This window comes from Vibrio sp. 1641, assembly GCF_033339995.1.
Taxonomy (GTDB): Bacteria; Pseudomonadota; Gammaproteobacteria; order Enterobacterales; family Vibrionaceae; genus Vibrio; species Vibrio alginolyticus.
In genome coordinates this window covers 18,818-36,922 of the sequence record NZ_JAWOVP010000009.1, presented here as the reverse complement: position 1 = coordinate 36,922, position 18,105 = coordinate 18,818, and the positions used below count along the sequence as shown (strand labels likewise).

Genomic DNA, 18,105 nt, shown 5'->3' with positions numbered 1-18,105 from the left:
AATATGAAGATTAAATTAGCATCTGCGGTTTTGGCCGTATCCGTTCTTTTTAGTAGTTGGTTGTATTGGGGAAGTGACCTAAAAGTGGAGCAGCTCCTCACAGCAAACGAATGGCAGTCGACCATGGTGACAGTCATTACAGACAGCTTGCCTGACGATACTGTCGGCCCACTACGCCGAGTTAATGTTGAATCAAACGTGAAATATCTCCCTAATGGTGACTATATTCGCGTAGCAAATATAAAACTATTCGCTCAAGGTTCAACCGCAGAATCAACGATAAATATCTCGGAAAAAGGCCGCTGGGAAGTAAGTGACAACTATTTGTTGGTCTCGCCTTCGGAGTTTAAAGATATTTCATCTTCTCAATCAAAAGACTTTTCCGAAGCACAGCTACGTTTGATTACTCAAATTTTTAAGCTAGATGCGGAGCAAAGTCGTCGTATTGACGTCGTGAACGAAAAAACACTATTGCTCACTAGCTTGAACCACGGTTCTTCGGTACTGTTTAAAAACTAATTTTGATTGGATGATAAGGGGGCAAGACGCCCCCTTTGTTTTGCTTATGGATTGGCTAGATACCCTTACCCTTTTTTTCGGTTCACTAATCGCCAACACGCTGGCTTCACTTTCTGGTGGCGGAGCAGGCTTGCTTCAATTCCCTTTACTCATCTTTCTCGGCTTACCGTTCTCCGTTGCGCTAGGCACACATAAAGTGGCTTCGGTCGCTTTAGGCTTAGGCGCAGCAAGCACGCATTTAAGATCAGGCACTATTAAATGGAAAATCGCGCTCTACCTTATATTGTCCGGTAGTATTGGCGTGATTTTAGGGGCTAACTTAATTGTACAGATCCCTGATGGTATCGCGGAAAAGATGCTCGGTACGATGATCCTAGCGCTAGGTATCTACTCGCGATTTAAGACATCGCTAGGCCAAGCTGAAGTAATACGTAACCGTCATCCTATCGGTTGGGTTATTGGTGGAATTGGCTTACTGTTTATCGGCATCATTAACGGATCTCTTACCGCAGGTTCTGGTTTGCTCGTGACACTATTTTTGGTGCGCTGGTTTGGTTACGACTACAAACAAGCCGTTGCTTACACCATGATTTGTGTCGGCCTGTTTTGGAATGGCATTGGAGGCATTGCCGTCGTACAGGCAGGGGCGCCTATTCACTGGGTTTGGTTACCTGTTTTATTGTTAAGCTCTTTTCTAGGCGGCAGTTTAGGCGCATGGGCCGCGACTCGATACAGTAACAGAGTGATTAAAGTTGCATTCGAAATTCTCACGTTTGCCGTGGGCATCAAGTTGCTGGTTTAAAAAGATTAAAAGGAAAGTTTCATGGATAAAGCAATCATTGATATTTATTACTGCCGCCAGTGCAACTGGATGTTGCGTTCAACTTGGCTATCGCAAGAATTACTGCATACTTTTAGCGAAGAAATAGAAACAATCAGCTTACACCCGGACACAGGTGGTCGCTTCGAAATTTTCTGTAATGGCCAGCAAATTTGGGAACGGAAAAAAGACAGCGGCTTTCCTGAAGCCAAGGTGCTAAAACAGCGCGTTAGAGACATTATCGACCCAGAACGCGATTTAGGACATTCAGACACAAAATAGGGAGCAATTCGCTCCCTATTTTTTTACTTAGTAAAACCGTTAAATCATGGTTTGTGCTAATACTTCGCCTTCTGGCGTTTTTACCGTTAGCTTATTGTCTTCTAGAGTACCAAAGCTTCTCGGTAAGCCATTACGTGGGAATGTCATCGAGCCTGGGTTGAATATAATGGCTCCGTCTTGCATCTCTGCGACGGGAACATGTGTATGACCGTGGGCGATGATATCACCTTCACGCAGTGGCGGCCGTTTTTCAGAGTTGTACAAGTGACCATGAGTCAAAAAGATTCTCTTGCCAGATTCAAGTAGCACCCATGAGTAATCCATCATCATTGGAAACTTCAATAGCATTTGGTCCACTTCACTATCACAGTTGCCACGTACAGAAATAATTTGATCACTGTATTGGTTCAATAAGTCTGCTACCTGTGGAGGGTTGTAGCCTTCTGGAATAGGGTTTCGCGGCCCATGGTTTAGCGTATCTCCTAGCAAAATCAGGTGGTGCGCACCAGAGGCCAAAAATAGATCAATGGTTTCTTTAGTTGCTGGCAAAGAGCCATGCAGGTCTGAGGCAAAAAATAGTTTCACGACATCGTCTCCTCAAAAAGTATGAGGTCATTCTACGGCATTTTTTTAGCAGCTCAACCTACGACGGTTTGAATACTACTGATAGCGCAATGATTCAATGACCATAGGCAAAACATAGAACCATGCTGCATACGCTGTTCCAACCAACACCAGTATCCAAAACACCATCGACATAAATTTTGATTTGGCTAGATGGTGCAGCGGATCGGGCTCTCCGCATCCTGGACATGCATGAGCGCGTTTTGAGATTTGTTTCTCACACACGGGGCAAGAGACTAAAGGCATGATACAGATTCCTCGACATTAGGCTTAGGGCGCAAAGAATAATGGTGAATTAACACATATGCAACCTAACATATATTAAATATTTTAGTTCTTTGTAACAGTCGCTGACTTGAGAAAAAATTCGTTGATTTTTCATTTATATCAACCTATTACACTTCTTCTCGCACCATACCATTGATGACAATATTGTTATAACTCACCATCCCAATGACCTCGCCACTTTCAATGACCGGCGCTCTGCTTATGCCAAATCGCTCAAACAAACGTGCACAATATTTTACGTTCATATCTGGTTCGACACACAAAGCGGGCTTGGTCATGATTTCATAAATATTTGTGCGCTGAGGAGAACGATTATTCGCCAGCACCTTTTTGGCGATATCATTCATCAACACGATGCCATATTCATCATTATCATCTCGCTTTTTCACCACCAGTGCTTTGACTTGGTATTTTTTCGCTAGCGTTATGCCTTCATAAACTGTCATTAGCCCATCAACCATGACATAAGTAGCCGCCATTACATCTCGAACTCTAATTATCGTTTGACTGCTCATAACTCATCCTCAACCACTTTGGTCAACGTTTCTACTTGATGCGCGACACCGACTGCATCTTCAATATCGATCTGAATAGCAATCCCCTGTCCCGACTCTCTGTCAAATTCACCAACCTCATTAATGGTTTCTAATATGTGTCGAGAGAGATGTTCCTCGACCACAAACAGCAGCACATCTTTTTGCACTTCTAGCGTTAAACCAAAAAACGTTCGCTTTTGATTTAAACCTTGCCCGCGAGCATTGTTAATCACTGTTGCACCGGTCGCACCAGCATCGCGTGCAGCGTCCAACACCTTGTCTGTTTTGCTGTCTTCAACAAACGCAAGTATCAATTTAAAGCGCATTTTCTTCTTCCTCCGAGACGTTTTTATTCAGCCACTGGGTTATTTGCGCATAGCCCATCACAGAGATCATAGGAAATAGACTGGCAAACGCGATCAAGCCAAAGCCATCAATCATTGGGTTTCTTCCAGGGACGGTCGAAGCAAGCCCTAACCCTAATGCAGTTACAAGTGGGACAGTGACGGTAGAAGTTGTTACGCCTCCAGAATCGTAGGCGAGTGGAACAATAAGCTTAGGAGCGTAAAACGTTTGAATCACAACGACGATGTAACCCGCGATGATGTAATAATGAATGGGATCGCCCACGACAATCCGGTAACTCCCTAATGCAATACCAATTGCCACCCCAAACGCAACGGCTACGCGCAAGCCGTTAATACTGATACTGCCTCCAGAGACTTGGTTTGCTTTTATCGCTACAGCGATTAAAGAAGGCTCTGCAATCGTGGTACTAAAGCCTATAAAAAAGGCGAAGGTGTAAACCCAATAATAGTCGACCCACATTAAGGCTTTCCCTACCGATACTTTGAACTCTTGTAAAAACTCCGGCGCCGTTAATTGCACAGCCATCGTCTCCCCAAGTGGAAACAACGCCATTTCTAATCCAAGTAAAAAAAGAGCTAACCCGAAAATCACATAAACGAACCCAAGCAAAACTTTCTTAAGGTTGCTAACAGGACGCCTTAACACGGCTAACTGAAAACCAAAAATAATGCTGGCGATGGGAACGACGTCTCTAACGGTCGATAATAAAGTGTCTAGGAAATGATCAATTGAAATCATGTTACGACCATTCCGTAAACCATCACAAACATCATCGGTAACAGCGAGGCAAAAGCAATTAAACCAAAGCCATCCACCATAGGGTTGCGCCCTTTAATAGAAGACGCTAAACCGACGCCCAGAGCAGTGACCAAAGGTACTGTTATGGTGGACGTGGTTACACCTCCGGAATCGTAAGCGACGCCAATAATGGCTTCAGGTGCAAACCACGTCAGTATTACAACGCCTACATAGCCACCAATGATCATGTAATGAATCGGCCACCCTTTTAAGATACGCAAAACGCCGATAACGATGGCTATCCCCACAGAGAGAGCTACTGTTACTCGAAGTCCTTCTCCGTAATCCTGCATGGACTGCTCTGAGTTAGCGATCATTCCGCCCTCAGCCGCAACTTCTGAGGCTTCTTCCGCTACCGCGGTTAATGCAGGTTCAGCTATCGTGGTGCCAAACCCCAAACAAAACGCAAAGACTAATAACCAAAACACGCTGCCTTTTTTTGCAAAGGCTTGAGCCATACTCTCTCCGATAGGAAAAAGACCAAGTTCTAGGCCAAAGATAAAAAAGGTTAATCCTAAAACGACAAGCAACAAGCCAAAAAGAATGGAGACCAGGTTGGGCAGCGGCTCTTGCAAAACGACTAATTGGAAAAAAGTGATAACAATGATGATGGGTAATAAGTCACGAGCACTATTGAGGAGCGCTCGAAAAAGCGCAACAAATGCTTCCATGCCTATCCTCCTTGATTGTGCAAACTGATTACGCTCGTTCCAATGAGCGATAACTTCTAGTCTGGCATAGATTTCACTCTTCTACCGTGAATACACTAGCGCCATCTATAACATTTAGTTACATATTTACTAATATGTGAAGTTAATAGCCTCTCTGTCAGCTTGTCACTATCCTAGAAATAATGGTGTTGAGATGATCAAGCTAAGCACAAAACGACTATAATGTTCTAATACGTGTACATTCAAAGAGATAACATGAAGATATTACTCACAGGTGGCACTGGGTTTATTGGCTCGGAGTTGCTCAAGCTGCTATCAACTCACCAAGTTATGCTACTTACACGCTCTCCAGAGCGAGCAAAACAACGCCTACAGCATGCTGATCTGGGTAATATCGAATACCTTGACTCGCTCGAATCGTTCGCCGATCTCAATCACGTTGATGCCGTCATTAATCTTGCAGGTGAGCCTATTGCGGATAAAAGGTGGACCAGCGAGCAAAAAGAAAAAATCTGCAAAAGTCGTTGGAAAATTACCGAGCAAATTGTTGAGCTGATCCACGCAAGTACCGAACCTCCCTCTGTTTTTATTAGTGGCTCGGCAGTTGGCTACTATGGTGATCAACAAGATCATCCGTTTGATGAGTGCTTACATGTTAATAGCGACGACTTTCCTCACGAGGTTTGTGCAAAGTGGGAGCAAATAGCTAAGCGCGCAGAGTCGGAACAAACACGGGTTTGTCTACTGAGAACTGGCGTGGTACTCGGCCTTAATGGTGGTGCGTTGGCAAAAATGCTATTACCTTACAAGCTTGGCGTAGGCGGCCCACTTGGGAACGGTAATCAGTACATGCCTTGGATTCACATCCTAGATATGGTCCGCGCCATCATGTACTTGCTTGAAACACCACATGCCCACGGTGCATTCAATATGTGCGCCCCCCATCCTGTGACTAATCGTATATTCAGCGGCACACTAGCTAAAACGCTCAAACGTCCGCATATCTTGTTCACGCCTAAATGGGCGATTGAACTCCTAATGGGAGAATCTTCCTGCTTATTGTTCGATAGCATGAGAGCCAAACCCAAAAAACTCACCGAACTGGGCTTTAAATTTAGCTACTCCAGAATAGAGCCAGCACTCAAGCACTTGCTTCATGACCGGAGCTGATGAATGATGGCTCCAATCAATGCTTCTGAGTCTTAAATTAAATTATGAAAAAGTCGATTCTTATTACGGGTTGTTCAACCGGCATCGGTTACGTGTGTGCTCACGCTCTACAAAACAAGGGATTTAATGTCATTGCATCTTGCAGGAAAGAACAAGATGTCCAGCGCCTAATTAATGAAGGGCTAACCTGCATCAATCTAGACCTAAATAGCCCAGAAAGCATTTCTTCGGGCGTGATGCAAGCGCTAGAATTAGCAGAAGGTAAGCTTTACGCAGTGTTCAATAATGGTGCCTATGGTCAGCCCGGAGCACTGGAAGACTTACCCACCGAGGCTCTTCAAGATCAATTTCAGACCAACTTTTTTGGTTGGCACCAGTTGGTCAGAGAAGTGCTTCCTCATATGCGCCAGCAAGGCGAAGGACGCATCATACAAAACAGCTCTGTTCTTGGTTTTGCCGCAATGAAATACCGTGGTGCCTATAATGCATCAAAATTTGCCTTAGAAGGCTGGACAGATACGCTCAGGCTAGAGCTTGCGGATACGAATATCAAAGTGGCATTGATAGAACCAGGACCGATCGAAACTCAATTTAGAAACAATGCATTACGAGCCTTTGAGAAGTGGGTTGATATTGAATCTAGCCCCCATCGTCATGCTTATGAAGGACAAAGAGAGCGACTCAACAACGACAAGTCTAATAATCGATTTGTTTTGCCTGCAGAGTCTTGCATCGCACCAGTTCTTCATGCATTAACTAGCGTTTCACCGAAAATTCGTTATCGAATTACTACACCGACTAAATTATTCGCAGTCTTGAAAAGACTATTACCAACCCGTGTACTTGATAAAATTTTGCGACAGGCTGCATAAAAAAGTTTTGTCGAAATGTAATTTCACCGTAACAATGTGATGTCATTATGAACATGTAGGTTAAAAAAACCTCAACTAAACGAATCAATTTCTACGCAATTCAGCGGGGATTCTTTCGCCCAAAGTGATTGAGTTGCTTAGATTTGGTATCGCCACCCATTACGTTTTGTAGCAATGTTTATACTACTGCGAGGCAACAATGACATTAAATCAGCTTAACTGGCTTAGTGTGGGTGTAGTGTTGACCATGTTCATCCTATTTTGATACCGCACTAACAAATAGCATTAGAATTGCGCTGCTTCGGCAGCGTTTTCTTTTTATCTAACACCTGAGCAGCAATAACCTCACTCTATTACCTCACGTTTTCTCAAAATAGAATGATTCATTATTGATGGTGAATGTCGCTTGAATTTCACCTAAATCAACTCCATATCTAATATCAACGACAAGACACAAGGCAAGGATACTCTGATGCAATCCCCATTTATCGTTGAGATAACAGAACAGAACTTTCGCGAAACGCTTGAAGGATCAATGAACACGCCCGTTTTGATCCACTTTTGGGCCAACGCTCAGCCAGAAAGCGCACAGATACTCCCTGAGTTGCAATCTCTTGCTCAACAGTACAACGGTGCATTTACGCTTGCTCTACTAAATTGTGAAGATCAGCCCGCTTTAGCGTCTCAATTTGGCGTGCAAGTATTGCCAACTATCGCGCTGTTTATAAATGGTCAAGCCGTCGATGGTCTGGGAGGCCCCCAGCCAATTGATGCCATTGCTACCATGCTACAAAAGCATTTGCCAAGCCCAGATGAACAACTATTAAAACAAGTCAGTGAACTTCTTCAGCAAGGTGAGCATACTCAGGCTTTGAGCATCATCCACACTTTGCCGCCAGAGCTGCAAGAGCGTGGTGATGTGAAACTCGCGATGGCTGATTGTTTGCTAGAAACCAAACAATTTGATATTGCCCAAGAACTACTGAACGCTATCCCTCTCGAGTATCAAGATAACTACTACAAGAGCCTAATAGCCAAGCTCGAGCTGCATTTGCAGGCTGCAGATAGCCCTGAGTTACAGCGACTAGAACAAGCATACGCAGCAGACATGGCAAACTTCGAACTCGCTTGTGAATTGGCGGTACAATACAACCAAGTTGGTCGGGATGAAGAAGCGTTGGAACTGCTGTGGAATATTCTTAAAAAAGACTTGGGCGCCCAAGACGGTGAAGTGAAGAAGACTTTTATGGATATTCTCAGTGCGCTAGGTCAAGGTAACGCATTAGCAAGCAAATATCGTCGCCAGCTTTACTCAATTTTGTACTAAGCGTCGCATTCTTCAGGAAGAAGACAACAAAGGCCGGAATTTCCGGCCTTTGTTTTTTGTTAGAAGTCGCTATACAACGTTGGTACTGCTGGCGGATACTCTATTGGTTGCCAACGATCATTAAAGGTGTACTTGGCATAAAGCATGAAATGGTTTGGTGTATAAAACTCAGAACGTTGTACATCGACTAACGCACCAAGATACCAACGTTTGCTGACTCGCTTTTCCACCGCCGCTTGCAACGACGTACCAAAACCACCACCTTTGTCTGACTCCGCTACTGTCGATAAGTATGGCGCGTCTTCCTTAGTCCAAGAGTTAGAGACGGATGCACTCAATTGATATGACCAAGAACTGTTGTATCGGCCATAAAAGTTGATAGGTAAAGACACCGAGAAGTAACTTTGCGGGCTGTAGTAGCCACCGTGACCTAGCGTGTACTCACCCAGATTTTTGTCGTAATCAAGGTACATTAAGTTCGTACCTATACTTAAACGCTGGTCATCCGTTGCAATTAACTTGTAGTACGCTCCACCTAGCACGCCTAAACGAGTGTTGTCCTCAACCTTTTCACCAGTCAAAACATGATACTGCAAGCTACTCCAAAAACCGTAAGGGCCACCAATGTCCCAACTTGAGCTCAACTTCACACCAGTACGAGCAACTCCGCCCCATTTAGTCCCTTGAGGGTCAGTCGTGCCGCTAGGGACAGACATTCCAGCATAAGAAAGCGTGCTACTGGTCTCTGGGCGACGCGAAGCTTCTGCCGTCCAACCAAACTCACCCAGGTCCCCATTGATGCGCACACCACCAACCCATGTGGTATGGTCGAAACCAATTGGTGTCGTGCCGATATCGACCAACCAATCTTCAGCCTGCCAGCCCACTCCAAATGCCATACCTGATGCGTCATTTTGGAACGAAGTGCTGTCAGAATCGGTAGTTTTTTCATAATAGTCCAACTGACCTGAATCGATAGAAACATAATCGGCTTTTAGCAACAGGTGCCCATCCCAGCTCTCTATCGGGATTCGGGCTTCTATGGGCACTTGATTCGAAGTATTACGGCCATCTCGTGCACTGTAATCCCAGCCAATCATGACATGCCCATCACTCCGATCATGCAGTTTATCGATGTCCGATTTGACGTTACGAGTCAACCAGTAGTCGTCAGCAGTATCATATAGCTCGCGTAAGCTTAGGGGTTCTTTTTTCGCCTCTTCAGTTTCACGATTTTTATCCATTCGGTCACGATTTAAGGCTTGATAGGCGCGTGTTTCAGCTAACGCCCACTGTTGATTTTCCATTGCTATAGACATGCTATTGCGAAATGCTAATGCGTCAGCATCAGGCATCGCATCCAACAACTGATTTAGCGCATTAGCGTCATTTCGATAGCCTTGTTGATTAAACACCGCGGCCACTGTCATCAACTGTGCCGCAGTTAAGCTATCGCGCTTTTTATTCAAAATGAGGTGCATGTCGTGATACGTCGCTTCATATCCAGTCAAAGCACTAGCTTGCAACATGCCAATTTCTGCTTGAGTTTTAAATGGCTCAGGCTTTAAAGAAACTTGTTCATACAAATCCAACGCAAGCTTAGGCTGTTGATTAACCAGCATCAGATCCGCTTGACTCAACAGTCGACGGGTTTTGAGTTCATCAAGCTGTAATGCTTCCGAAGCACTTAAATCTTGTGTTGCGGAATTTAATGCTAAGCTCGCATACCAACTATCAAAATCTTCAAAGTGATTCAAGCTTACCATCATGCTGCCGTAAGCCAGTTTGTCATCGGTTGACCAATCTTCTGCAAACGAAATGCTTTGGAAAATCCTCTCAGCTTCCTTAACTTCATCAATGTCTAACCACGCACTCACTAGACGAGCGAGCGGTTGAATTTGACCTTGATAATCCGACTCTAGCGCACGTAATGTCGCCATTACTGATTCGGGAGAAGCTAAGTAACGCGTTTGAATGTCTCTCAACTGAGCATCAAGCTTCAAGCGGGTTAAATTGCGCTGCATTGCGTCTGTCATGTCATGTTGTGCGATACTCTCTAGCTCAGCGATGGCCTCATTCACGTTGAAGTCCTGCGCGAGATAAAGCGCGTAAGCAAATTTCATTTCAGGGTCATTACTAGATGTAGCCCAATCGGACATCAGCGTATCCGCGCGTACTTTGTCGCCCATTGAATGAACCACGTCAGCAATATCAAGCCTTAACCATGGGGAGATTGGCTGTAGCGCAATCAATTCCTCTACGGACGCTTTCATCGTTGCCTGATCATTTTGAGCGATTGCGATCCGCAGACGAGTCAAAATAACTTCCGACTTGATGCTCGCTATTTTTTCAGCGACCACTTTCTGCTGTGGGGCTGAGTAACTGCGCGCGAGTGCTTCCGCGCCAGACCAATCTTGCTGCTGAATACGAACATCTAAGCGACCACGCAATGCAGAGCTATTGCTGCTATCCAGTTGCAAAGCTTGTTTGAAAACCTTCTCTGCCGCGGCATAATTTTCTTGTACCAGATACAAAGAGCCTAATGATGAATAAGCATAAGGTTGGGATTTATCTACTTGAATCGCTTTTTGATAAGCGCTTTCTGCTTGCTTAAACTGGCCTTTTTCGACCAAGGCATCACCTTGATCAAGATACGCCCAATATTGAGAAGTCTCGATTAGCGCTGCCCATTTTGAGGCCGAGTCAGGATTATGATCTAAGTGCTGAGCCTGTTTAAAGTATCCGAGCGCTTTTTGTTGCTGCCCTCTACGTAGATAAACCTTACCCATAGCACCAAGCAATTCAGGATCTTGCGGACGAGTCGTCAACGCATAACGCAGCTGAGCTTCTGCTTGGTCGGTTTTATCTTCCTCGAGCAACGCTAACCCTTTGAGCTTGGCGAGATAAGTGGGGTCTTTGCGTAGTTCCTTTTCCTTTTTCCAGCGATCTTTCGCGCTTTGATTCGCTCTTTGTATCTCCATGTCAGACGGGTAGTAGCTAGCTAAGATGGCATATTGCTGAACAACTTGATCTGAAATAGGCAATTGATCCAATGCACGCAACCACGACGTTGCCGCATTTGTTCCAACCGAAGGAGCAAGCGCTAACTTTTTATAGGTATCGAGAATCCATGGATCGGCAGGATTCTCTTTGCGAATGTGGTTGGCTAACGCGAGTTGAAAAGACGGAACACTAGGATAATTTGCATTTAAACGTTCCAGTCCCTGTTTTACCGAGCTCCAACTGCCTGGCAAATTACTTTGCAACTGTAGGAATTCAAGTTGTAACGCTGGTGATGGCATTCCATTTGGGAAAAGGGCTTTGTAAGCTTGAATCGCTTCATCGTAACGACCAGATTTTGCAAGCAACTGAGCGCGCTGATAATCCGCTCTTTTCTCTCCCTGAATAGCCATAATCGATGACAAGTTTTTCGCTTGAGTCGAATGAGGCGCCTGTCTGATTAAGCGCTCAAATACCGGTTTTGCTAATTCTGGCTGCTTACGTTTCAGATACATATTCGCTTGATAGAAAAGCCCCGTTGGATTGCTTTCTTCAATCGCGAACAGCCTCTCCAGAGTACTCTCGACAATATCATCTCGGCCAATCGCATCCGCCAGTTTTAGCTGCTCAACCAACCACTCAACCGAGTCAACTCGTGCTAATGATGTGGAAAATTGAACCAGCTCGATAGGCTTGTAGACCTGTGCGAGCTGCGACTTTGTCAGAGGTTTTGAACTAAAGCTTTCTGCATGCACAGTGCCGATGCCACCAGCCGCCAAAGCAACCAGTGGAATCCACCATAACACGCGTCCTGTTACTGACATCTCTCGCTCCATGCAGGAAGCAATTCACCTTGCACACCAAAACGGTAACGTTCTTCATGCCAACCAAGCCCAAATAGACTTAATACGTTGTCGTAATAATGATCGTTTTTGTCCACCACAAGTTCATTTTGAGCACGACGAAACTGCGTCTCCAACAGCGTAGATTCACCAGAAGCCGAGAGTAACGGAAGAGCCGCTGCAGAAAAACCTGCGCTTCCTGCTTGGGTATATTTACCCGTTTCAGTATTTACTTCTCTCGCTGGCGCACCAAGGGCTTTGGTTGCCGCGACAAACGGCTGCATTTTTTGTACTAATACTGCTTTTTCTGAAACTTGGTCATTTAGCATACCCGCCCAAAGATAAGTGCGGATGGCGTTGTAACTGCCCATCGGCCCTGTAACCACATCTGAGCTATAACGACCATTTCTCAATACTGCCCAGTCTGGGCTAAAGCCAGCTGGCATCGTTTTCTCTAGCATGTGAACACTTGCCTTATACATTGAGTCCCAGTTGTATTGCGGGTACAGCGACTGCATACGAGCAATCAGTTGTAACGGAACATAACTCGGATTCACACGGTACTGGCCGTCGGCATCAAAGCCCGTTGGAGCTGGCAACAATACCGTTCCAACTCCCGCTATGTTGACGGTTTCTTCACGTAAAATACGACTCGCGATCAGATGTCCAAGGGTCTGATAGTAGTAGTTATTCCATAATCTCCCCGCCTCAACAAGGGAGTAAGCTATCCACAAATCAGAATCTGACGCAGGGTTAGAATCCAACACTCCGAACTGACCATTTTCTTTTCTTCCCCACAACCAAGCAGGAAGACTTGCCGTCAAGTCCCCACCAGCTAAATGTGATTGAGTCCATTTTAAAACCTGATCGAAGGTTTTAGGGTCATTGGCAACCAAGGCAAAAAACAATGCGTAAGATTGGCCTTCCGAGGTTGTAATCATACGCTCGTCACTGCCATCAACGACTCGGCCTTGCTCCATGTATACCGACTTAAATGTTTCCCATTGTGGCCACTCGCAGGTGTTAGCCCACAAGTAAGGAGACACTAACAACATAAGGAATGAGATGAGTTTTTTCATTATTCCTCGTCCTCAGTTTTTTCTAAACGTCTAGACGCGACTTGACGTAATACGCGCCAAAGCACAATGGTTACGATCACCACTAGCAAGGCGGCAAAGCACGCAACGATGACTGGGTGATTAGAGAAGTGATACCAAACGAGCTGCCACACAGGAAGCTTACCGACATAGTAGTGCGAACCCACGTTGTAGCTTGCTACTTCGTTATTTCTCAACGTCACCACCGAGCCAAACATGTGCTCCACTTTACCGGAGTCAGCCAACGCGCGATCAACCGACGCAAAATCTGACGGGTGAGCCGCCATAATAGAAATGACGCTGCGTTTTTTCGTAAATGGCGATTCTGCACCATAAATAGCAGCAAAAGAGCCTTCTGCCTCGACAGAAACATAATCTGCGGCGACTTGACGAGCATCACTTGGACTCATCCAGTTCATTCCGAGCTGCTTTTCATTTTTGCTTGGCAGGCGAATTTGTCTCTGACCTTCTTTAACCACTAAGTTTACTTGGTCAGGGTTATTAGCGGCTTCTTCTAGTGCATCCACAACACCAATCGTCAGGATGTCTTTATTTTTTAGTTGCTCAGCATTCCATTTATCTGTCAAAAGCACCTGAATACCTGGGTACCCAGAATCACTTCCTAACGACCCCATGACGTTTAAGAAGGTCTGCAACACTTCTTTTGGTGCTCTCTCTGGAACAACAATCGCAGTTTCTGACAAATCGGCCATGCGCGTGTAAGGGAAGCCAGAAGTAGCAAAAGCGCGCATATTTGGCATTTCGATGTAGTGAGGGAAACCACTAAAATCCACCGTAGAGTCACCATCAATGACCGCGTATTGCTTACTTGGTTGCGTCACCTGACATTGCCCATCAGTCACCGACGCAAAGCCAAACTCAAACTCGATTTGGTTTTTACTGCCAACTTTAAAGGCCGGAATACGAACAAGCGCATCACCACTCAGAATACTGTCATCTAACAGAGGAACACGCACACGGTTAGACTCACCACCTTGGCCTTTTGTGGTTAAGTTAAACGCCTCAATGAACTGGTCATTGATGCTCAAAGTCAGGCGAGAACCAGAATGATCCGCAGCAGGTGGCGAATACCTATAGTTAAGATCCATCGGTATACCACGGCTCTGCCAAGTAAAGAGATCGGGTGGTAAGCGCAAACTCACATTGATTGGAGGAGGCGTTCGGCCTTCCACTTGCAACATGCTTTTTTGTTCGACTAATTCAGATAATGCAACGGGACGAGCCGTACTCACCCAGTTTGGCGCATCGTACGGGACTCGTGGTTTGATTTGTTTGACTTCATTAATCTTCGCGATTGGCCCAGTAAGAAGTTGGTTTCCCAACGCCAAACCTTGCACCGCAACGTTAAGATCCTTACTGTCACGACCTATCACTAGAAGAAGCTTCACGTACGGGTCAGTTGGGTGAGTGATGACTTGAAGACGAGGCCCATCCGTGTCTGGAAAATCTCTCAGAAACTCAGGTTTGTTGTCATTGGTAACAAAGACAATGGCGTTGCGCTTAGGTAACGTATCGACACTAAAAGGGAATTGAGCGCCACGCCAACCCGCAAGAGCACCAAAGTAAGAGCTCAAGACACCGGCAGCTTTGACATCATCCAGATCGTATTTGCCGCCCATAACGACAGGCAGATTTAACTGGCTGAAATCACGGACATCAAAAAACGGCGCTGGCAACAAGCTCAAGTCACTTTCCAGCATTGTCTTTTGGGCGAACATTTCAATTCGACTGCTTTGGCTGATCTCGGCCCAAATGCTCGAGTCATTTGGGTTGGCACAGTCTTTCTGAGTATTCCCAATCAACTCAAAGCGAATTTGGTTGTAGTTGCTGAAGTAACGAGTATCCAGCGGCATCGATAAGCTCAACTTTTTACCTTGCTGACCATCGACGATTGACGCCACTCCCATAAGCTCATTGTTCAAATACACTTTGACGTGAGAAACCAAAGAGAGCAACGCTGGTGAAGGTGTGATGTCAAAGTACAACGTGGCTTTAGACACCACCTCATCGAGTCGCGAACCGAAACCAATATAAGCACTGGCCTCACTACCTTGAATAGCAATTGAACCACTGTAACCCAATTGACTAAATGGAATGACACGCTTAAATACGGTCGAATTTTCAGCATCTTGCTGTGCCAAAGGCGTTGGTTGTTGCTGACTTACTTCTTGTGCCGCGAGACTGCCCGACATACACATGAGAGTGATAGCCGTCGTCAACGCTGTTAGTTTTTTATTATTTAGCATGACTTGAGGTCCTGATTGGGACATAACGAGGTCTTAGTGACCAAATAAATTCGATACAAAATAAAAGTGCATCCACACTGGCCTGAACAAATTTAGGGCAATGTTGCAACAAGCGTTTGTATCCATTAAAGCCGACTTGCAGTACAGCCTGCATACTCGAGAGAGGCTTATCTGATTGATAGCCTTGTTGCCATTTCGCCCACGTATCTGCACGTGCAAATGTACATTGGACGTATTGGATTTGTTGTTGATGAGACAATTCGTTGAGTTGTAAACCAAATATCCCCTTATGAGCATAGGCAACCGTCATCGGGAACACGAATTCTTGACCACCGCGATTGAGGATCACTTCTAAGGTTTGGCCAAGTAGGTACGCACAGGTTGGTTCATCGACTCCGTCTATTTCAATGCGCACGCCACCCAAAGAGAAATCCTTCATCTGCGCTTGAATCAAGTGCCCTGAGTGAAGCCTTACCGCAACAGGAATCGCTACCTCTACTCGGTGATCTTTTCGCACTTGTTTGGCTTCTACCGCAACGGCGACAGCAGCACCTAAAATCAACAAGTTGTACATCGTCCAAACGAGGTTCACGATAACCGTACCGATTTCGTCTTGAGGCCCCCACCCCATTCGATAAATCCCTACAGCAAAGCCCAGAATGTTGAGTGCAACCAAAACCAAATATGGTCGGGAGATCACCCAATCGTAGTGAGATTTTTCAACCAAACCGCCTTTTGCCGTTACGTTGAATGTCCCTTTATGGGGTGCAAACAAAGCCACCGTTGTTGGCCTTGCGATATACCAAGCAAGCACGGTTTCGTATACCTCACCCCAGAACGAATAACGGTAGTCACCCTGCATACGAGAGTTGGTCATGCTCGCGTGGATCATATGGGGCAATACGTACAAAATGATCGCCAGCGCTGGCGCATAAATCACGTAGGAATGTAGCAACAAATAAGCCAATGGTGCGATCAGGAATACTATCCTCGGGATGCCAGATAGAAAGTGCAGCATGGCATTGACGTAACAAAGCCGTTGAGAGAGCTTAAGACCCTTTCCAGTCAATGGATTATCTACCCTAAATATCTGCGCCATCCCGCGAGCCCAACGAATACGTTGCCCAACGTGTGCAGACAATGTCTCTGTCGCCAAACCAGCAGAAATCGGCTGCTTCAGATATGCAGAACGATAGCCTAAACGGTGCATGCGCAAAGAAGTGTGCGCATCTTCCGTCACGGTTTCGACTGCAATACCACCGACTTCCTCTAAAGGCTCTCGACGTAAAATAGCGCACGAGCCACAGAAGAAAGTTGCATCCCATAAGTCGTTACCATCTTGAATCAAGCCGTAAAACAAGTTGCCTTCGTTTGGCACGTTACGAAAGTTCGATAAGTTACGCTCAAAAGGATCCGGAGAGAAGAAATGGTGCGGCGTCTGAATAAGCGCCAACTTTGGATCTTTCAGGAACATCCCCATTGTGAGCTGAAAGAATGCTCGTGTAGGAATATGGTCACAGTCAAAAATCGCAACAAACTCACCGCTGGTCTGCTTCAACGCATAGTTAATGTTACCGGCTTTCGCATGTTCATTCGTTGGGCGGCGAATGTAGTTCACCCCTACACTTTTGGCGAAATCTCGGAAGCTATCACGCTTGCCGTCATCCAGAATGTGGATGTTGAGTTTGTCTTTCGGCCAATCGACACCTAACGAGGCATAAACCGTCGCTTTCACGACATCAAGATCTTCGTTGTAAGTAGGGATCATCAAGTCAATAGTTGGCCAAGTTGACTGATCCGGTGGCATCGATACTGGTTTGCGATTCAATGGCCAGATATTTTGGAAATAGCCAAGCATCAGCACAATCCAAGAATACGTCTCAGCTAGAAGTAAAACGCCCCCTAGAAACAAAGCAACAGGATCGTCCCAGTTCAGGGTAGACGAATAACGCCACCACAAGTATCGACATGAGGCCGTAACCGACAAGATGATCAAAAGCATGGTAGGAAAACGACCCGGCATGCGACGGACCATCATCGCTAATGCCCAGAGTAACAGCACAAAGACAGTCTGAGCCTGATAACCAAATGGCACCGTAAAACAAAGCAAAGCGATTAACACCACGAAAAACAACAAGGTGTAGTTCAACGCCATCGCTGACTTACTTGCTTTAATACGCTCTCGAACTTGCGGATCTTTGATGTTGTTCGCTGTCTGTTCTAACCAGCGGACGCCTTTTGCAACCAATTCAAATGGCAAGTAGAACGCATTGCGAATTTGCTCGGCTAAAGTCATCACTAAGCTGCTGGTTTTTTTGGACCATGCTGTATTTACGTTTTGCTTGAAGCAAAGCAACCACACGCTTTGGATAATAAAACGTACAGGATCAAACCATCTTGGCGCAGCAAAATTAACGTTTGGATAGTAAACCAAAGGCAGTTTCCATGAGGGAACACCCGAAATAACTGGCTTTAAAAATACAAAACTCAATGAAAACCAAAAAGACAAAGCACACTCACCAACCCAGTTTGTTTTGCAATTCCAGGCTTGCTCGTAAGCGTTCTTCTGCAGTCTGAATTGGTCCACTACCCAACGTTGGAAAATCAGATTAAGACTTCGCAT

General features: G+C 45.5%; 16 protein-coding genes. 6 read left to right on the top strand and 10 right to left on the bottom strand.

Going from position 1 to position 18,105, the window contains the following annotated elements; genetic code table 11:
- Positions 1–3: 3 nt before the first annotated feature.
- Genes toxS through R7Z47_RS16860 form a run of 3 tightly spaced genes read left to right on the top strand, consistent with a single transcriptional unit; the run spans position 4 to position 1,621 of the window.
- The gene (gene toxS, locus R7Z47_RS16870; RefSeq protein ID WP_005382091.1) at positions 4–519 is read left to right on the top strand and encodes a transmembrane regulator ToxS; all 516 of its coding nucleotides are present in this window, start codon (positions 4–6) and stop codon (positions 517–519) included.
- 46 nt (positions 520–565) lie between these two features.
- Positions 566–1,321 carry a sulfite exporter TauE/SafE family protein gene (locus R7Z47_RS16865; RefSeq protein ID WP_213903610.1) on the top strand — a complete coding sequence of 252 codons (756 nt, stop codon included), beginning with the start codon at positions 566–568 and terminating at the stop codon, positions 1,319–1,321.
- Between the two features lie 21 nt (positions 1,322–1,342).
- Positions 1,343–1,621 carry a SelT/SelW/SelH family protein gene (locus tag R7Z47_RS16860; RefSeq protein WP_005382088.1) on the top strand — a complete coding sequence of 93 codons (279 nt, stop codon included), beginning with the start codon at positions 1,343–1,345 and terminating at the stop codon, positions 1,619–1,621.
- A 39-nt stretch (positions 1,622–1,660) separates the two neighbouring features.
- On the opposite strand, the gene yfcE is transcribed toward R7Z47_RS16860, so the two are convergent.
- The 6 genes from yfcE to R7Z47_RS16830 form a co-directional block, all read right to left on the bottom strand.
- The gene (yfcE, locus tag R7Z47_RS16855) at positions 1,661–2,206 is read right to left on the bottom strand and encodes a phosphodiesterase (protein WP_005389637.1); all 546 of its coding nucleotides are present in this window, start codon (positions 2,204–2,206) and stop codon (positions 1,661–1,663) included.
- 75 nt (positions 2,207–2,281) lie between these two features.
- On the bottom strand, positions 2,282–2,491 hold the full coding sequence (locus tag R7Z47_RS16850; protein ID WP_005382086.1) for a hypothetical protein: 210 nt from the start codon (positions 2,489–2,491) through the stop codon (positions 2,282–2,284).
- A 149-nt stretch (positions 2,492–2,640) separates the two neighbouring features.
- The gene (locus R7Z47_RS16845) at positions 2,641–3,048 is read right to left on the bottom strand and encodes a CBS domain-containing protein (RefSeq protein WP_031781352.1); all 408 of its coding nucleotides are present in this window, start codon (positions 3,046–3,048) and stop codon (positions 2,641–2,643) included.
- The gene (locus tag R7Z47_RS16840; RefSeq protein WP_005382084.1) at positions 3,045–3,395 is read right to left on the bottom strand and encodes a P-II family nitrogen regulator; all 351 of its coding nucleotides are present in this window, start codon (positions 3,393–3,395) and stop codon (positions 3,045–3,047) included. Before R7Z47_RS16840 ends, R7Z47_RS16845 begins: the two co-directional genes overlap by 4 nt.
- Entirely contained in the window at positions 3,385–4,176 is a 792-nt protein-coding gene (locus R7Z47_RS16835; RefSeq protein WP_005382078.1) for a DUF1538 domain-containing protein, read from the bottom strand. The genes R7Z47_RS16840 and R7Z47_RS16835 overlap by 11 nt, the downstream gene beginning before the upstream one ends.
- Positions 4,173–4,907 (bottom strand): DUF1538 domain-containing protein, encoded by a 735-nt coding sequence (locus R7Z47_RS16830; protein ID WP_005382077.1) that lies wholly within the window; start codon positions 4,905–4,907, stop codon positions 4,173–4,175. Before R7Z47_RS16830 ends, R7Z47_RS16835 begins: the two co-directional genes overlap by 4 nt.
- Positions 4,908–5,162: 255 nt before the next feature.
- Between R7Z47_RS16830 and R7Z47_RS16825 the strand changes: the two genes are divergently transcribed.
- The 3 genes from R7Z47_RS16825 to R7Z47_RS16815 all read left to right on the top strand — a co-directional run bounded on the left by R7Z47_RS16825 (position 5,163) and on the right by R7Z47_RS16815 (position 8,276).
- Positions 5,163–6,077 carry a TIGR01777 family oxidoreductase gene (locus tag R7Z47_RS16825; protein WP_213876702.1) on the top strand — a complete coding sequence of 305 codons (915 nt, stop codon included), beginning with the start codon at positions 5,163–5,165 and terminating at the stop codon, positions 6,075–6,077.
- Positions 6,078–6,121: 44 nt separating this feature from the next.
- On the top strand, positions 6,122–6,949 hold the full coding sequence (locus R7Z47_RS16820) for an SDR family oxidoreductase (RefSeq protein WP_047102895.1): 828 nt from the start codon (positions 6,122–6,124) through the stop codon (positions 6,947–6,949).
- 472 nt (positions 6,950–7,421) lie between these two features.
- Complete coding sequence (locus tag R7Z47_RS16815) at positions 7,422–8,276, top strand: co-chaperone YbbN (protein ID WP_213874629.1); 855 nt, start codon at positions 7,422–7,424, stop codon at positions 8,274–8,276.
- A gap of 59 nt (positions 8,277–8,335) precedes the next feature.
- On the opposite strand, the gene R7Z47_RS16810 is transcribed toward R7Z47_RS16815, so the two are convergent.
- From R7Z47_RS16810 to bcsA, 4 genes are read right to left on the bottom strand one after another with little or no spacing between them, the layout of a single operon-like run.
- Positions 8,336–12,100, bottom strand: coding sequence for a cellulose synthase subunit BcsC-related outer membrane protein (locus tag R7Z47_RS16810; RefSeq protein WP_213876704.1), 3,765 nt, complete (start codon positions 12,098–12,100; stop codon positions 8,336–8,338).
- A complete protein-coding gene (gene bcsZ / locus R7Z47_RS16805) occupies positions 12,091–13,197 on the bottom strand; it encodes a cellulose synthase complex periplasmic endoglucanase BcsZ (RefSeq protein WP_262606965.1) in 1,107 nt (368 codons plus the stop codon). The genes R7Z47_RS16810 and bcsZ overlap by 10 nt, the downstream gene beginning before the upstream one ends.
- The gene (gene bcsB / locus R7Z47_RS16800) at positions 13,197–15,482 is read right to left on the bottom strand and encodes a cellulose biosynthesis cyclic di-GMP-binding regulatory protein BcsB (RefSeq protein WP_213876708.1); all 2,286 of its coding nucleotides are present in this window, start codon (positions 15,480–15,482) and stop codon (positions 13,197–13,199) included. The genes bcsZ and bcsB overlap by 1 nt, the downstream gene beginning before the upstream one ends.
- On the bottom strand, positions 15,472–18,105 hold the full coding sequence (bcsA, locus tag R7Z47_RS16795; protein WP_213876711.1) for a UDP-forming cellulose synthase catalytic subunit: 2,634 nt from the start codon (positions 18,103–18,105) through the stop codon (positions 15,472–15,474). Before bcsA ends, bcsB begins: the two co-directional genes overlap by 11 nt.

What these genes read in the sequence shown, in the direction of transcription:
- toxS (WP_005382091.1), top strand. Translation starts at nt 4, where the DNA reads ATGAAGATTAAATTAGCATCTGCGGTTTTGGCCGTATCCGTTCTTTTT.
- R7Z47_RS16865 (WP_213903610.1), top strand. Translation starts at nt 566, where the DNA reads ATGGATTGGCTAGATACCCTTACCCTTTTTTTCGGTTCACTAATCGCC.
- R7Z47_RS16860 (WP_005382088.1), top strand. Translation starts at nt 1,343, where the DNA reads ATGGATAAAGCAATCATTGATATTTATTACTGCCGCCAGTGCAACTGG.
- R7Z47_RS16850 (WP_005382086.1), bottom strand. Translation starts at nt 2,491, where the DNA reads ATGCCTTTAGTCTCTTGCCCCGTGTGTGAGAAACAAATCTCAAAACGC.
- R7Z47_RS16845 (WP_031781352.1), bottom strand. Translation starts at nt 3,048, where the DNA reads ATGAGCAGTCAAACGATAATTAGAGTTCGAGATGTAATGGCGGCTACT.
- R7Z47_RS16840 (WP_005382084.1), bottom strand. Translation starts at nt 3,395, where the DNA reads ATGCGCTTTAAATTGATACTTGCGTTTGTTGAAGACAGCAAAACAGAC.
- R7Z47_RS16835 (WP_005382078.1), bottom strand. Translation starts at nt 4,176, where the DNA reads ATGATTTCAATTGATCATTTCCTAGACACTTTATTATCGACCGTTAGA.
- R7Z47_RS16830 (WP_005382077.1), bottom strand. Translation starts at nt 4,907, where the DNA reads ATGGAAGCATTTGTTGCGCTTTTTCGAGCGCTCCTCAATAGTGCTCGT.
- R7Z47_RS16825 (WP_213876702.1), top strand. Translation starts at nt 5,163, where the DNA reads ATGAAGATATTACTCACAGGTGGCACTGGGTTTATTGGCTCGGAGTTG.
- R7Z47_RS16820 (WP_047102895.1), top strand. Translation starts at nt 6,122, where the DNA reads ATGAAAAAGTCGATTCTTATTACGGGTTGTTCAACCGGCATCGGTTAC.
- R7Z47_RS16815 (WP_213874629.1), top strand. Translation starts at nt 7,422, where the DNA reads ATGCAATCCCCATTTATCGTTGAGATAACAGAACAGAACTTTCGCGAA.
- R7Z47_RS16810 (WP_213876704.1), bottom strand. Translation starts at nt 12,100, where the DNA reads ATGTCAGTAACAGGACGCGTGTTATGGTGGATTCCACTGGTTGCTTTG.
- bcsZ (WP_262606965.1), bottom strand. Translation starts at nt 13,197, where the DNA reads ATGAAAAAACTCATCTCATTCCTTATGTTGTTAGTGTCTCCTTACTTG.
- bcsB (WP_213876708.1), bottom strand. Translation starts at nt 15,482, where the DNA reads ATGCTAAATAATAAAAAACTAACAGCGTTGACGACGGCTATCACTCTC.
- bcsA (WP_213876711.1), bottom strand. Translation starts at nt 18,105, where the DNA reads ATGCGAAGTCTTAATCTGATTTTCCAACGTTGGGTAGTGGACCAATTC.